Annotated in this window: 12 protein-coding genes and 1 tRNA gene; 2 read left to right on the plus strand and 11 right to left on the minus strand. The window is 62.6% G+C overall.

Annotated features, from left to right (window positions below; genetic code table 11):
- Positions 1 to 37: 37 nt before the first annotated feature.
- Together M9955_21865 and M9955_21870 are read right to left on the minus strand one after the other, a co-directional pair.
- Positions 38 to 751 carry a DNA-3-methyladenine glycosylase I gene (locus M9955_21865; protein ID MCO5084291.1) on the minus strand — a complete coding sequence of 238 codons (714 nt, stop codon included), beginning with the start codon at positions 749 to 751 and terminating at the stop codon, positions 38 to 40.
- Between the two features lie 87 nt (positions 752 to 838).
- Complete coding sequence (locus tag M9955_21870; GenBank protein MCO5084292.1) at positions 839 to 1,198, minus strand: diacylglycerol kinase; 360 nt, start codon at positions 1,196 to 1,198, stop codon at positions 839 to 841.
- A gap of 293 nt (positions 1,199 to 1,491) precedes the next feature.
- On the opposite strand from M9955_21870, the gene M9955_21875 reads away from it, so the two are divergent.
- Complete coding sequence (locus tag M9955_21875; protein MCO5084293.1) at positions 1,492 to 2,571, plus strand: GGDEF domain-containing protein; 1,080 nt, start codon at positions 1,492 to 1,494, stop codon at positions 2,569 to 2,571.
- Between the two features lie 40 nt (positions 2,572 to 2,611).
- Here the strand turns inward: M9955_21875 and M9955_21880 are convergent, their stop codons facing one another.
- The 6 genes from M9955_21880 to M9955_21905 all read right to left on the minus strand — a co-directional run bounded on the left by M9955_21880 (position 2,612) and on the right by M9955_21905 (position 8,260).
- Positions 2,612 to 3,988 carry a 3-deoxy-7-phosphoheptulonate synthase class II gene (locus M9955_21880; protein MCO5084294.1) on the minus strand — a complete coding sequence of 459 codons (1,377 nt, stop codon included), beginning with the start codon at positions 3,986 to 3,988 and terminating at the stop codon, positions 2,612 to 2,614.
- 130 nt (positions 3,989 to 4,118) lie between these two features.
- The gene (locus M9955_21885; GenBank protein ID MCO5084295.1) at positions 4,119 to 5,279 is read right to left on the minus strand and encodes a YvcK family protein; all 1,161 of its coding nucleotides are present in this window, start codon (positions 5,277 to 5,279) and stop codon (positions 4,119 to 4,121) included.
- A gap of 6 nt (positions 5,280 to 5,285) precedes the next feature.
- Complete coding sequence (gene gor, locus M9955_21890) at positions 5,286 to 6,677, minus strand: glutathione-disulfide reductase (GenBank protein ID MCO5084296.1); 1,392 nt, start codon at positions 6,675 to 6,677, stop codon at positions 5,286 to 5,288.
- A gap of 102 nt (positions 6,678 to 6,779) precedes the next feature.
- On the minus strand, positions 6,780 to 7,367 hold the full coding sequence (locus tag M9955_21895; protein MCO5084297.1) for a DUF2059 domain-containing protein: 588 nt from the start codon (positions 7,365 to 7,367) through the stop codon (positions 6,780 to 6,782).
- Between the two features lie 6 nt (positions 7,368 to 7,373).
- On the minus strand, positions 7,374 to 8,084 hold the full coding sequence (gene rpiA, locus M9955_21900) for a ribose-5-phosphate isomerase RpiA (GenBank protein ID MCO5084298.1): 711 nt from the start codon (positions 8,082 to 8,084) through the stop codon (positions 7,374 to 7,376).
- 101 nt (positions 8,085 to 8,185) lie between these two features.
- Positions 8,186 to 8,260 (minus strand) — tRNA-Val (locus M9955_21905).
- A gap of 157 nt (positions 8,261 to 8,417) precedes the next feature.
- On the opposite strand from M9955_21905, the gene M9955_21910 reads away from it, so the two are divergent.
- Positions 8,418 to 8,849, plus strand: a complete 432-nt coding sequence (locus M9955_21910) for a DUF5990 family protein (protein MCO5084299.1) — start codon at positions 8,418 to 8,420, stop codon at positions 8,847 to 8,849.
- Between the two features lie 66 nt (positions 8,850 to 8,915).
- Here the strand turns inward: M9955_21910 and M9955_21915 are convergent, their stop codons facing one another.
- The 3 genes from M9955_21915 to M9955_21925 form a co-directional block, all read right to left on the minus strand.
- Positions 8,916 to 9,599: an HAD-IA family hydrolase gene (locus M9955_21915; protein MCO5084300.1), complete on the minus strand. Its 684-nt coding sequence runs from the start codon at positions 9,597 to 9,599 to the stop codon at positions 8,916 to 8,918.
- A gap of 68 nt (positions 9,600 to 9,667) precedes the next feature.
- Entirely contained in the window at positions 9,668 to 11,533 is a 1,866-nt protein-coding gene (locus M9955_21920) for a L,D-transpeptidase family protein (protein MCO5084301.1), read from the minus strand.
- 128 nt (positions 11,534 to 11,661) lie between these two features.
- Complete coding sequence (locus tag M9955_21925) at positions 11,662 to 12,567, minus strand: alpha/beta fold hydrolase (protein MCO5084302.1); 906 nt, start codon at positions 12,565 to 12,567, stop codon at positions 11,662 to 11,664.
- Positions 12,568 to 12,575 lie beyond the last annotated feature (8 nt).

A 12,575-nucleotide genomic window follows, 5' to 3' on the forward strand; every position in this document is an offset into this window, starting at 1 on the left:
ATTTCCTCAGCGCTTCAGGCGCATAGCACCGCCTTGGTCATTCGCCCATATACTGCCGCAGTTCTTCCGGCGAATGGTTGACGCCGATCGACATGGACAGGATGCGCGAGAGCTGCATGCGCGGCAGGCCGGTTTCCTGCACCCATGTGTTGATCTGCTGCTGAATCTTCGCGAGGTCCTTTTTCGACGTCGGGCTTTCGGCGATGTCCAGTCCGGCATCCCGAAGCGCCGCGGCCATGTCGGACGAGATGACGAATGCATCCCAGCCTACCCATCGAAGGAAATACTGCCCGGTATTGCCGCCGAGCCGGCTGCCGTTCTTGCCGAGGAAGTCCATGAGGCCGACCTGATCGTCGGCGGGCCAGTCAGCGAGGAATTTTCCGAAACCGCCATGCTCGCCCGAGACCCGGTCGACGAAAGCGGCGTTCTCCCGGACGGAGCGTATCTTTTGCGGGTTGCGCACGATGCGTTTGTCGGAAGCGAGGTCGTGCCAGAAGTCATCCGGCTGGAAGAGCAGCCGTTTCGGCTCGAAGCCGAGAAAGGCTTCCTCGAACCCCGGCCATTTCTGCTCGATCACGCTCCACACGAACCCGGCGGAAAAGACTCGTTCCGCCATGGCTGAAAGGATGCGGTCGTCAGGAAGATCGGCGACTATGCGATTGTCCGGCGCCTTGCCAAGAAGCGTCGACAGCGCAGCCTCGCCGCCCTTGCGTTCCGCCGCCCGCGCACGAATCTTCTGGAAGGAGAACATCACCGGCCTCTCTGTGGAAAGGGCCGGAACCTAGCACGTCTCCGCGCCGCGACCCAACATCGACCGCGACCAGATCAAAGGGTGGCCCTAGATAGCCCGCCCTGCGAAATGCTCGGCCACGGCGAAAATCCATATGCCCGCAACAAGAACGATGGAAATCAGCACGGCGAGCGAGCCGCAATCCTTTGCCAGCTGGATGTCGATGTTGAATTCACGGCTGACCGCGTCGCAGGCTGCTTCGATGCCGGTGTTCAGGACCTCGACCACGATCAGGAACAGCACCGCGCCGATCAGCACCGCATAGCCGCGCCAGCTCGACGTGATCAGCCAGGCAAGCGGAAAGGACAATATGAGCAGGCCGAGTTCCTGCTGGAAGGCCGCTTCCGTTCGCGCCAGCTTGCGGAATGCCCGCACCGAATTCTGAAAGGCCTTGATCAGCCGTTCCATGAGTCACCCCGCTTTCGCCTCGTCATCCGACAAATCGCAGCCGGTGACAAGCCATGCCCAAACGTCACGCAACCCGATGCGCCATCATGCAGGAATCCTTCTCCAGACACGCCGCAGCATGTCCCAGGTCCGGCGATTGCTATGATTTTAATAAACAATTAGCGGTCGAGGGCTATAAGATCCATATTGGGTTTGCTTCAATTCCTGCTAACGGCCTGGTTGATCGCGCGCTTTCTTGGTCTGCGCTTTTCGCTTGACCGGCAGTCGGACCAAAGCATCGGGTGGACTATCAAATGCAGGCTGCCAGCGTCCAAGGTGAACGGACGGCAGACGTTGTGGCGACGATCGTCGCCACGATGCGGCAAATGGGCGTGGCCGGCTTTCCCCGAAACTACGAGATCTTCTACGAGGCGCTGACAGGTTCGAATCCCGAACTGGCCATGGATCTCGTCTCGCTCAGCAAGCGCCCTACCCAGTCCGAACTGGACGAACTCGGCCAGAAATATTTTGGACAGAACCACGGGCACCGCATCGTCGAGCAGGCGCGCGAGATCATCGCGCATGAGCTCGAAGACATCGCGAAACTGCTGCGAACCGAGAAAAGTAGCCTGGAGCGCTACGGCGAAATCCTCAGCGAGACCTCAAACGGCCTGGCAAATCCGCGCGTCGTCACGCGGGAGATCGTGGCGAAAATCGCATCCGTCATGGCGGTCGCCACCGAGACCACGCTGGATCAGGGGCGGCAGCTTGCAAATTCGCTTGGCGAGAAGACGATCGAACTCGAAAGCGTCAAGTCGAAGCTCGAGGAATACAAGAAACTCGCCGATACAGACGCGCTGACGCAGGTTCTCAATCGGCGTGCCTTCGACAAGCAGATCGCGGCCGTCTACAACGATCAGAAGTCCGTGATGTTCGGCTCCCTGATCCTGGCCGACATCGACCGCTTCAAGGAAGTCAACGATCGTTTCGGCCATCCCGTCGGCGACAAGATCATCCAGGCCGTGGCCGGCATCCTGCAGTCGAGCCTTCGCGGCAAGACATTCGTCGCGCGCACCGGAGGCGAGGAATTCGCAATCGTGGTGGACGGGGTCAGCGAGGATGCCGTGATGGGCATCGCGGAACGCCTGCGCAATGCCGTGGCCCAGACGCCGTTCATCCACCCGCATACGGGAACCGGCTTCGGCCAGATCACGGTTTCGCTCGGTGTCTGCATGGCATCGGAAGCCGAAGGCCCGGACGATCTCTACACCAAGGCCGATCGCGCGCTCTATCGCTCGAAGGTGACCGGGCGCAACCGCGTCACCGCGCATTCGATGCTGATCGCGGCGAATGCGGGCGCCAGCAAGAACTGGATGCTCTACAAGTCCGAATGAGGCACGCGAGCGTACATCGTCGCTGTGCGCTTCTCCGGCATCAGCCGTTCACGACCTGCTTGCGCGGCTGCGAGACGTGGCTCTTCTTCAACAGATCGGAAACGAGGAACGCCAGTTCGATCGCCTGATCCGCATTGAGGCGCGGATCGCAATGGGTGTGGTAGCGGTCCTGCAATTCCTCGGCCGTGATGGCCCGGGCCCCGCCGGTGCATTCGGTCACATTCTTGCCGGTCATCTCGACATGAATGCCGCCGGGATGCGTGCCCTCGGCGCGGTGCACGTCGAAGAATGACTGGACCTCGCGCAGGATGCGCTCGAAGGGCCGGGTCTTGTAGCCGGCGGCGGTGATCGTGTTGCCGTGCATCGGGTCGCAGGACCAGACGACCTTGCGGCCTTCCTTCTCCACCGCGCGGATGAGCTTGGGCAGATGCTCCTCCACCTTGTCGTAGCCGAAGCGCGCAATCAGCGTCAGGCGGCCGGCTTCGTTTTCCGGGTTGAGCAGGTCGATCAGCTGGAGCAGGCCGTCCGGCGTCAGAGACGGGCCGCATTTCAGGCCGAGCGGATTCCGGATGCCGCGGCAGTATTCCACATGGGCATGGTCGGGCTGACGCGTGCGGTCGCCGATCCAGATCATATGACCGGACGTGGCGTACCAGTCGCCGGAAGTCGAGTCGACGCGGGTCAACGCCTCCTCGTAGCCGAGCAGCAACGCCTCATGGCTGGTATAGAAGTCGGTCTCGCGCAGCGAATAGTTGGTTTCCGAGGTGATGCCGATGGCCCGCATGAAGTCCATCGTCTCGGTGATGCGCTTGGCGAGGGACTCGTATTTTTCCGCCTGCGGGCTGTCGGAAACGAAGCCGAGCATCCAGCGATGGACGTTTTCGAGGCTCGCATAGCCGCCCTGCGCGAACGCGCGAAGCAGGTTCAGCGTGGCTGCGGACTGGCGATAGGCCATTTCCTGGCGCGCCGGGTCTGGTATACGCGACTTCTCGTCGAAGTCGATGCCGTTGATGATGTCGCCGCGATAGCTGGGCAGCGAAGCGCCGTTCTTGGTCTCGATATCGGCCGAGCGCGGCTTGGCGAACTGGCCGGCAACGCGGCCGACCTTCACCACCGGCTGCGAACCGGCGAAAGTGAGCACGACCGACATCTGCAGGAAGACGCGGAAGAAGTCGCGGATGTTGTCCGCGCCGTGCTCCGCAAAGCTCTCGGCGCAGTCGCCGCCCTGCAGCAGAAATGCCTCGCCTTCGGCAACCGAGGCGAGTTGCTTCTTCAGCTTGCGTGCCTCACCGGCGAAGACCAGCGGCGGATAGGTCGCAAGCTGTTTTTCAGTCGCGGCAAGGGCGGCGGCATCCGGATAGGACGGCACCTGCTGGATCGGCTTGCTTCTCCACGAGTCCGGCGACCATTTCGTCATTCAAGCACCCATTCCCGCTCCGGCACCCCCGCGCGATGGGGAGCCTTCCCCTCCACAGGGGACGCGGCTCTATACAAGAAGTGAGATAGCTATTCCACCTGTTTGACGCGCGGCGGCGGGCAGTACGGCGTCATGTCGCGCTGTTGGACGAAACCGGCGGCGCGGGACGGTGCCGAATGATGCCGAGCAGGAGATCGGCGACAGCGCGTCCATCGTGCTCCCCGCGTGTCCACGCGTCCTCCAGATCCCCGGACATATGGATCAGGCCGTGGCGACGGCAGAAGGCGTCGAGTTCCCCATGCCGCAGGTAACGGGACCTGCCGACGGTCTTGTCGAAGGGAAACAGTTCGGTGTTGCTAACGACGTGGGTCAGCAAACCGGGGCCGGCACCCGCCGCGCGCAGGAAAATTTCCATCTGTTCCGCCAGATCCATACCCCGCGTTTCAGGGCATTCGAGGATATTGCCGACGAATATTTTTGGCGCCGCGTCATTCGCTCTGACCGTCCGCGAAACGCGATCCACAAGAAGGTGGGGCAGGATGCTCGTATAAAAACTGCCGGGGCCGAAGACGATCATATCCGCAGCATGCAGGGCCTCCAGCGCGCGGGCGTTCGGCTCGATGACACCATCGCCCGAGGTCAGCTCGATGTCCGCGACACCGATCCCGGAATCGGCTTCGTTCATCCTGGTGACGAGATGCTGGCGTTCGAGCCGCCGTCCATCGCGAAGCGTTGCGGCCAGTTGAACGTCGGCCTGAACGGAGGCCGGCCAGACGTTTCCCTCGATCGAACAGAGTTCCCGAAATTTCAGGATTGCAGTGTCGATGTCGCAACCGTGAGCGAAGAATGCTCCGGTCAGGATGAAGTTGCCTATGCTACCGTTGCGAAAGTCGAAATCGCCGGGAACGCGCTTCAGGAATAGCCTGAGGTAGCCAAGGATCACGTCCCTCATCTGCGGCGCCATCCGCGCAATGAGCGGGTGCGCCCCCGTGACGTAGTAGTCCAGTTCCGACCTCGCATCGTCATTGCCGAGCGTGTCGGACAGGCGCGCATTGCAGATCTTCACGATGTCGCCTGCCCTGCCCTCGCCATGCGCCATGGTCATCAGCGCCTGGCGCACATCGCCCACCGGCAGCATGCCGAAAGCCTCGCGCAATACCCTCGAACTGCCTCCGCTGTCCCAGGCCGGCACGATGCGCGTCAGCCGCACACCCATGCGTGACAGAGCGATGTTTATGTTCCGGCAGGCGGTGCCGCCTGAAAAGAGCACGATGTGCGGCGTGCGCGCCATCGGCTGTCAGCTTACGCGCTGACCGTCACGGACCCGATAGGTCGGCGTGTACATCGTCACGAGTTCTTCGGCAGCGGTCGGATGCACCGCCATGGTGCGGTCGAAATCGTCCTTCGTGAGGCCTGCCTTGACGGCGATGCCCAGCAACTGGGCCATCTCGCCGGCATCCGGCCCGACAATGTGGACACCGAGAACGCGGCGCGTCGCGCCGTCGACGACGATCTTCATCAAAGCGCGCTCGGTCCGTCCGGAGAGGGTGTTGCGCATGGGGCGGAAGTCGGTGCGATAGATTTCCAGCTCGGGAAATCTGGTTGCCGCATCGTCCTCGGACAAACCAACAGTGCCGATTTCAGGCTGCGAGAACACCGCCGTCGCGACATCGTCGAAGTCCGGCGCCGTCGGCCTTGCCTTGAACGCGGTCTCGACGAAGCACATGGCTTCGTGAATCGCGACGGGCGTAAGCTGGACGCGGTTGGTGACGTCCCCGACGGCCCAGATGTTCCCTACATTGGTGCGCGAGTAGCGATCGACCACGATCTCGCCGACCTTTCCGAGTTCGACGCCGGCCGCCTCCAGCCCCATGCCCTCGGTGTTGGGAATCCGACCAAGCGCCAGCATCACCTGATCGGCCAGAAGCGTCCCGCCATCCTTGATATGAGCGGCAAGTCGTCCGTCCGGCCGCTTCTCGATTCTGTCGAAGATCGATTCACAGTGAATAGTGATACCTTTCTCCGACATCGTCTTCTGCAGATGGTGTCTCAGATCCATGTCGAAACCGCTCAGAATCGCCTTGCCGCGATAGACGAGATCGGTCTTGACCCCGAGCCCGTGGAAGATGTTGGCGAATTCGACGGCGATGTAGCCGCCGCCGGCGATGACGATCGATTTCGGCAATTCCGGGAGGTCGAAGGCCTCGTTGGAGAAAATGCAGTGTTCATGTCCCGGCAGGGCGACGTGCGGATTGGGCCGACCGCCGGTGGCAATCAGGATCTGGTCCGCGGTGACCGTCCGGTTCTCGCTCTCGATGCGGATCGTATGCGCATCGACCAGCATGGCCCGGCTCCTGAAGGTCGTGCCGCCATTGCGCTCGACGCCGGCCTGATAAAAACCCTCCAGCCGCGCGATCTCGCGGTCCTTGTTGGCAATCAGGGTGGGCCAGTCGAAGCTTGCCTGCGGAACCGTCCAGCCGTAGCCGGCCGCGTCCTCGAAATGCTCGGGAAACTGCGAGGCGTAGACGAACAGCTTCTTCGGAACGCAGCCGCGAATGACGCAGGTGCCGCCGAACCTGTATTCCTCAGCGATCGCGACGCGCTTGCCGAGCGCCGCCGTCAGGCGCGCAGCGCGCACGCCGCCGGAACCGCCGCCGATGACAAAGAGGTCGTAGTCGTATTGTGCCATCGATGCGCGATTCCGATTGTTTCCGCGCAACAGTTAGGGGTGGCCCGCGCAAAAAGAAAGCCCGGCAAGTGCCGGGCTCGCTCGATCAGACGGTTTGTCCGGTCAGTTGTTGGACGTCGTTCCTTCGGCCGGCTTTGCCGGATCGCCGGGAACGGCGGCGCCGGTGAGCCCAGGGCCTTCCACCGGCTGCGCCACTTTGGTCTGCATTTCCTTGGCGACCGCTTCCGCAAGATCACGCGCAATGCCATTCTGCCAGATCTCGGCGGCTTTCGCGACCTCGCGCGTCGCGATCGGACCCTGCTTGAGCAGGTTGAGACCAGCCGGCGAATTGTAGAAGGTCGCGATGGCGTTGAGGTCGTCTTCCGAAAGCACGCGCGCAAAGGCCATTGCGGATTCGCGCTCGAGATCGGATCGGCGGCTGGCAAGCTCCAGCGCCTTCGAGTCGACGATCGTGGTGATGTCGCCCGTGAGATCCGGATTCTTCTGGATCAGCTCCCGTTTCAGGGCAGACGCCGCATTCGGCAGGATATCGTCGTAGAAGTCGGTCGCGTTGATCGCATCGACCGCGGCGCGGGCGGCCTTCAGATGCGCTTCGGAAATCTCCTGCGCGATGGAGGGAGACGCGATTGCCAACATTGCAACGGCGGCGATTGCGGCCGAGCAGCGGCGAACGCGAAGGGCAAAGGTCATAATGTCTCAAACTCCCTGATGCGGGGTTGCGTGCAAGCTTTTGACGCGGTCGCTGCCGGCAATGATCGCCGTATGGGCGAGGCCGAGGAACAGACCATGTTCGACAACGCCGGGAACGGCATGAAGAGCATCCGACAGCGCTCTTGTATCCGGAATGCGGCCAAAAGATGCATCGAGGATGTAGTGCCCGCCATCTGTAACAAACGGCGCGTCGCGCGTCATCCTCAACTTGACGACGCCAGAGAGACCGAGCCGCGACGCAATGTCTCCGACGGCGAGTTCGGTGGAACGCCGGCCGAACGGGTTGATCTCGATCGGCAGCGGAAAACGGCCGAGCGTCTCGACGACCTTGGTCTTGTCGGCGATGACGATCATGCGGCGGGATGCGGCGGCCACGATCTTCTCGCGCAGCAGCGCGCCGCCTCCACCCTTAATCAGCGAAAGCTCGGGGCCGATCTCGTCGGCGCCGTCTATGGTGAGGTCCAGCCTCGGAATTTCATCGAGTGTCGCCAGGGGAACGCCGAGCTGGAGGCAAAGGGATGCCGTGCGTTCGGACGTTGGCACGCCGATCACCTTGAGGCCCGCTGCAACGCGCTCGGCCAGCAGCTTCACGAACTCGTTCGCGGTGGAACCGGTGCCGATGCCGAGGCGCATGTCGTCTTCGACATAGCTCAGCGCAACCTTCGCGGCTTCGATCTTCAGCGCTGTGGCATCCATGCGGCGGCGTGGTGTCCGTTCGTCTTGGCGCCGCTCCTAACATCTTTGCCGCGCCAGGCAAAGCGCCTGAGGATCATGCCAATGCAACGCGTTCGGATGAATGGTGGGCGATGTAGGGATTGAACCTACGACCCCACCCGTGTGAAGGGTGTGCTCTCCCGCTGAGCTAATCGCCCGCCTGAAGCCAAGTGGCTTGGCGCGGGGCGATATAAGGGACCACCGCAAACGAAGTCAAGCAGCCCGCCGGGCGGGTGCTGTCTCAGTTTGAATTCCGGCTTCTGGATGGTATGACGCCGTCTCGTCTGGATACCGCCCATTGAGCTATAAACTGACATGGCACAGTCAGATCAGCACTTCATCAATTTGCGCATCATCATAGAGCGGCCAGTCGTCGGCGTGTTCCACAGCCTTCAGGCGAAGGATGAATCGCCGCTCGATCCGAAATGTTCGCATGAGGGCGAGGCGCTCCTGTTCGATTTTCAAGTTCGCGTGGGACCGGGGCCAAAATTCTTCGGCGATCAGGTGCGCCGGGAAGGTCCCGCGCGGAGATTTGTCTATATTCGCGTCGGCCAATTGGCCGGCGACCCCTCGTCGCCCTGGTCCCGCCGGATGAAGATCGACATTCACGACATTGGCAACGATCTGCTGGATCGTGCGGCCGACGGCGGAGGGGTCATCGAAACAACGGCCATTGGCACCGGAAAGGACGGCACTCCCGCCTGCGCCACGGTGCGGCCAACAGGCTGGCGTATCGTCGAGCGCTGAGACCGGACGGCAGGCCGGGGCACCACGCCGGGCGAATCTGCCGTCTTGCCTCTCCGTTCTCTCGCCTCAGCGATTTGCCGAGGCGATCAGGTCGTTGACGAGTTCCACAGTCAGCGAATCATAGTGCGAGATGATTACGGACGGCTCGAATTCGCGGACGTGAAGGGCGGTGTAGCCGAAGTCCACCGCGATCACCGGAATGCCCGCAGCCTTCGCCGTATCGATGTCGGTGCGGGAATCGCCCACCATGACCGCCCTCGCCCGGTCGCCCATGGCGAGGGCGATGGTTTCGAGCAGATGGCGCGGATCGGGTTTCCGGAAAGCAAAGGTGTCCTGCCCTGTGATCGCCGCGAAGCGCGGCGCCATGCCGAGCGCGTCGATGAGGCTGCGGGCCGTGGCGAAATGCTTGTTGGTGCAGATGGCGAGCGTGAATCCCGCCGTCGCAAGACGGTCCAGCGCCGCGAGGACACCCGGGTAAGGCCTGGACTTGCCCGGGATGCCCGCCGAATAATGCTCCAGGAACGTCCTGAAGAACTCCCGCTTGATCTCTTCGGTCATCGGCTTGTTGTGCCGGGCGAAGGCCTTTTCGAGCATCGCCATGCCGCCGAGGCTGACGAAGGCGTTAAACCCCTCGGACGCGACCGGCGGGATGCCGCCATTGGCGAGGCTGTGGTTTATGCTGTCGAGAAGATCCGGCGCGGTGTCGATCAGCGTGCCGTCGAGGTCGAAGACGGCGATGGGTCTGGTCATGCTGTATCCCGTGTTTTCGCGCCGGATTAGCGCAGCGGACCTGCGGCTGCAACCGCGGTTGCCGCGCCCTAGCTGGCGGGAGCGCGGGCGGCGGCGGTGAGTTCCATGGCCGTATTCAGGTGGCTGTCCCGGTCATAGACGTCGTTGAAATACTCGACGGCCCCATTCGGCGTCGGCCATGCGGTGAAATAGGCGACATAGACGGGAATCTTGCGCGTCACCTTCTCGGATGAGTGGCCCGCCGCGATTTTCCCATCGACATATTCACGCGACTTGCCGAGCACGGCGGCCGCCATGCCGCGCGGATCCTGAAGCCGGATGCAGCCGTGGCTCAGGGCACGGTTGTCCCGCTCGAAGAACTGCTTTTGCGGGGTATCGTGCATGTAGATCGCATGCTTGTTCGGAAACAGGATCTTGACCGCCCCCAGCGCGTTCGCCTCGCTCGGCGACTGCCTGACGCCGAACGGAACCTTGCTGCCGTAAGCGCCCCAGTTCACCGAGGCGGAACTGACGCGCTTTCCCTTGGCGTCCGTCACTTCATAGCCGGCGCGGTCGAGATAGCCTGGATCGCGCATGAGGCGCGGCAGCATCTCGTTGACGATGATCGACTGCGGAACGCCCCAATAGGGGTTGAAATCGACCTGTTCGATCTCGTCCATGAAGAAGCTGGTCTGATTGGCGGGCGCGCCGATGACGGTCCGCGTGGTCAGCTTCTCGAGATTATCCTCGAAGTAGCTCGCCATGAAGGACGGCTGGTTGATGAAGACCCGCGTCGCGCCAAGTTCCTGCGGCAGCCAGCGGATTTCCTCCAGGGCGTAGCGAAGCTTGGCGATGCGATCGGCTTTCGATTCGCCGGCGAGTTTCGACACGGTGCGCGGCCCGATCACGCCGTCGGATTTCAGCCCTACCGACTTCTGCGCCGCCTTGATGAGAGGCACGAGTTCGGGAACATAGACCTCGCCCGTTCCATGCTGCGCGATCACATCGGCGAATTCGATGCGCAGGTCCTCCGCGCCGTTCGCCGCGATAAGGGCGATCATCTTGGGAAGCTCGGCGCTGCTCTCGCCGGGCTTCAGCAACAGCTTCGGGTCGACGACGATCTCGTTCTCCTCGCTTGCGCCAAGTGTTTCCAGTTCGACGCGCAATGCCTGGTATTCGGGCAGTTTCGGATGGAAGGATTCCATAAACTCACGGGCGTCGTAGGTGGTGGCCAGCACCTTCAACGCGCCGGCCATGTCCAGCGTTTCAGGCGCAAAATCGTGGTATCCGGAAATCAGATTGGGATTGATACGGCCGCTATAGGCGTCGCGAATATAGCGCAGCACCCGCGCGGACATCGTCAGCTCGAACCGGATCAGTTGCTGAAGCCGACTTGCCGTATCGTCCATCGCGAAGCCGGCGGCCGGCACCGCCACGGCATATTCGGCCGGCACCAGGGCGTGGCTCGCCGCGTCCCCGAACGTCCGCAGGGCATCCTGCGCGCGGCTGTTGGCGCTGAAACCGGTCACCCAGATGAATTCGGGGTTGGCGGCATAATAATCCACCACCGCCTTTCCGATGTCCTTCTCGGCAAAAAGCTCGAAGTCCGACAGCCCGGCCGTCGCCTCCCGGAAGTTCGACAAGGTCAGGATCGGCCCGAAGGACGCCGTCTGCGGCAGGCTGGTCAATCGCGAAAAATCCACCTTGGACAAGGCTTCGGCTTTGTAGGTGTAATAGATCGGAGAGCTGATTTTGGCCGGCGCCGCCGCCGGGCGCCGCTTGGCAGCGCCTTCGCGCGGCGGCGGCGGAAATTCTCCCGCCTGCTTCTTCTGCTTGATCGGACCGCCGAACAGGATGTCGAAAAGGTTTTGCGCGCCGGCCGGCGCCGGCGCCAGCACGACCGACAATGCCAGCAGCGCGACCAGCATCGAACCGTTGCGCGTCGTCTTGGTCATGTGGTCCCCCATTCGATCGAAGCACCAGCATATATCGCACGAGCGGTGTTCAGAATCCGAATGACGAGCGGGACGCACGAAAACGTGAGACTGTGACGCCGTCTCAACAGTAGCGAGGGCTGACCGCGTCAGTGACGCGAAGCGACGGTGGACAATCCCGACACGAATGCCACCGTCGCGTCAACCGTGCGCGGGTCGCCGAGGATGCGGCGATGACCGGCGCCGTCGACCCACAACAGATCGACGTGAGACCCCGCGGCGGCATAGCGGTGCGCGCTTTCAGCCGATACTTCGCGGTCATCCGGCGCATGGATCACCAGGGTCGGCCTTTCCATCCCGGCGAGCTGCTTCGCTCCGAGGAAATCCTCGAGCGGACGGCCGGCGACGCGCTGGACGCGCCGCGAGATCGCGCGGTGAGATCTTGGCCCGACATTCACGATGCGGCCGTATTGTTCGAAAACCTCCGGCATCGATTCCGGCGCGGAGATGAGAACCAGCTTTTCTGTTTCCACGGGCGCGATGCCGGGAATGCTCCCCGTCACCGCATTCACCGCCAGTGCGCCGCCGAACGAATGTCCGACGACCGCCTCGAATGGTCCGAACCATGTAGCGACCATCCGCGCGGCGTCCACCGCGCGCGCCATGTTCAGCTTGCGGCCGCGCGAGCCGCCGTGTCCGGGAAGGTCGAGTGAAACGACCCGAAAGCCCGCATCGCGCAATCCTTCGATGATCGAACGCATATATTCGGTGCGCGAACGCCAGCCGTGCATGACGAGCACGGTACCACGGAACGCAGCTTCGGGCCGGAACTCGTGTACGACGACGCAGTCGGTTAGCGTTTGCAGGCGATGCTGCCTCGCCTCCCGCATGAAGGCAGACGCTGCCGCGATCGCCTTCCTTTCATTGATCGTGAGCTGGCGCTCGCTCGGCGTGCGGCAGAACAGTTCGAAGGCGAGCCAGCCGGAAATGGAGGGCGACATTCGTTCGCCGATGCCGAAAGCACCGCGGATGACCTTCAATCCAAATGATGCCATAGTGGACT

The sequence above is a fragment of the Rhizobiaceae bacterium genome (assembly GCA_023953845.1).
Classification (GTDB): Bacteria; Pseudomonadota; Alphaproteobacteria; order Rhizobiales; family Rhizobiaceae; genus Arvimicrobium.

Bases quoted from the DNA above. Each gene is read 5' to 3' on its own strand.
- M9955_21865 (MCO5084291.1), bottom strand. From the start codon at position 751: ATGTTCTCCTTCCAGAAGATTCGTGCGCGGGCGGCGGAACGCAAGGGC.
- M9955_21870 (MCO5084292.1), bottom strand. From the start codon at position 1,198: ATGGAACGGCTGATCAAGGCCTTTCAGAATTCGGTGCGGGCATTCCGC.
- M9955_21875 (MCO5084293.1), top strand. From the start codon at position 1,492: ATGCAGGCTGCCAGCGTCCAAGGTGAACGGACGGCAGACGTTGTGGCG.
- M9955_21880 (MCO5084294.1), bottom strand. From the start codon at position 3,988: ATGACGAAATGGTCGCCGGACTCGTGGAGAAGCAAGCCGATCCAGCAG.
- M9955_21885 (MCO5084295.1), bottom strand. From the start codon at position 5,279: ATGGCGCGCACGCCGCACATCGTGCTCTTTTCAGGCGGCACCGCCTGC.
- gor (MCO5084296.1), bottom strand. From the start codon at position 6,677: ATGGCACAATACGACTACGACCTCTTTGTCATCGGCGGCGGTTCCGGC.
- M9955_21895 (MCO5084297.1), bottom strand. From the start codon at position 7,367: ATGACCTTTGCCCTTCGCGTTCGCCGCTGCTCGGCCGCAATCGCCGCC.
- rpiA (MCO5084298.1), bottom strand. From the start codon at position 8,084: ATGGATGCCACAGCGCTGAAGATCGAAGCCGCGAAGGTTGCGCTGAGC.
- M9955_21910 (MCO5084299.1), top strand. From the start codon at position 8,418: ATGGCACAGTCAGATCAGCACTTCATCAATTTGCGCATCATCATAGAG.
- M9955_21915 (MCO5084300.1), bottom strand. From the start codon at position 9,599: ATGACCAGACCCATCGCCGTCTTCGACCTCGACGGCACGCTGATCGAC.
- M9955_21920 (MCO5084301.1), bottom strand. From the start codon at position 11,533: ATGACCAAGACGACGCGCAACGGTTCGATGCTGGTCGCGCTGCTGGCA.
- M9955_21925 (MCO5084302.1), bottom strand. From the start codon at position 12,567: ATGGCATCATTTGGATTGAAGGTCATCCGCGGTGCTTTCGGCATCGGC.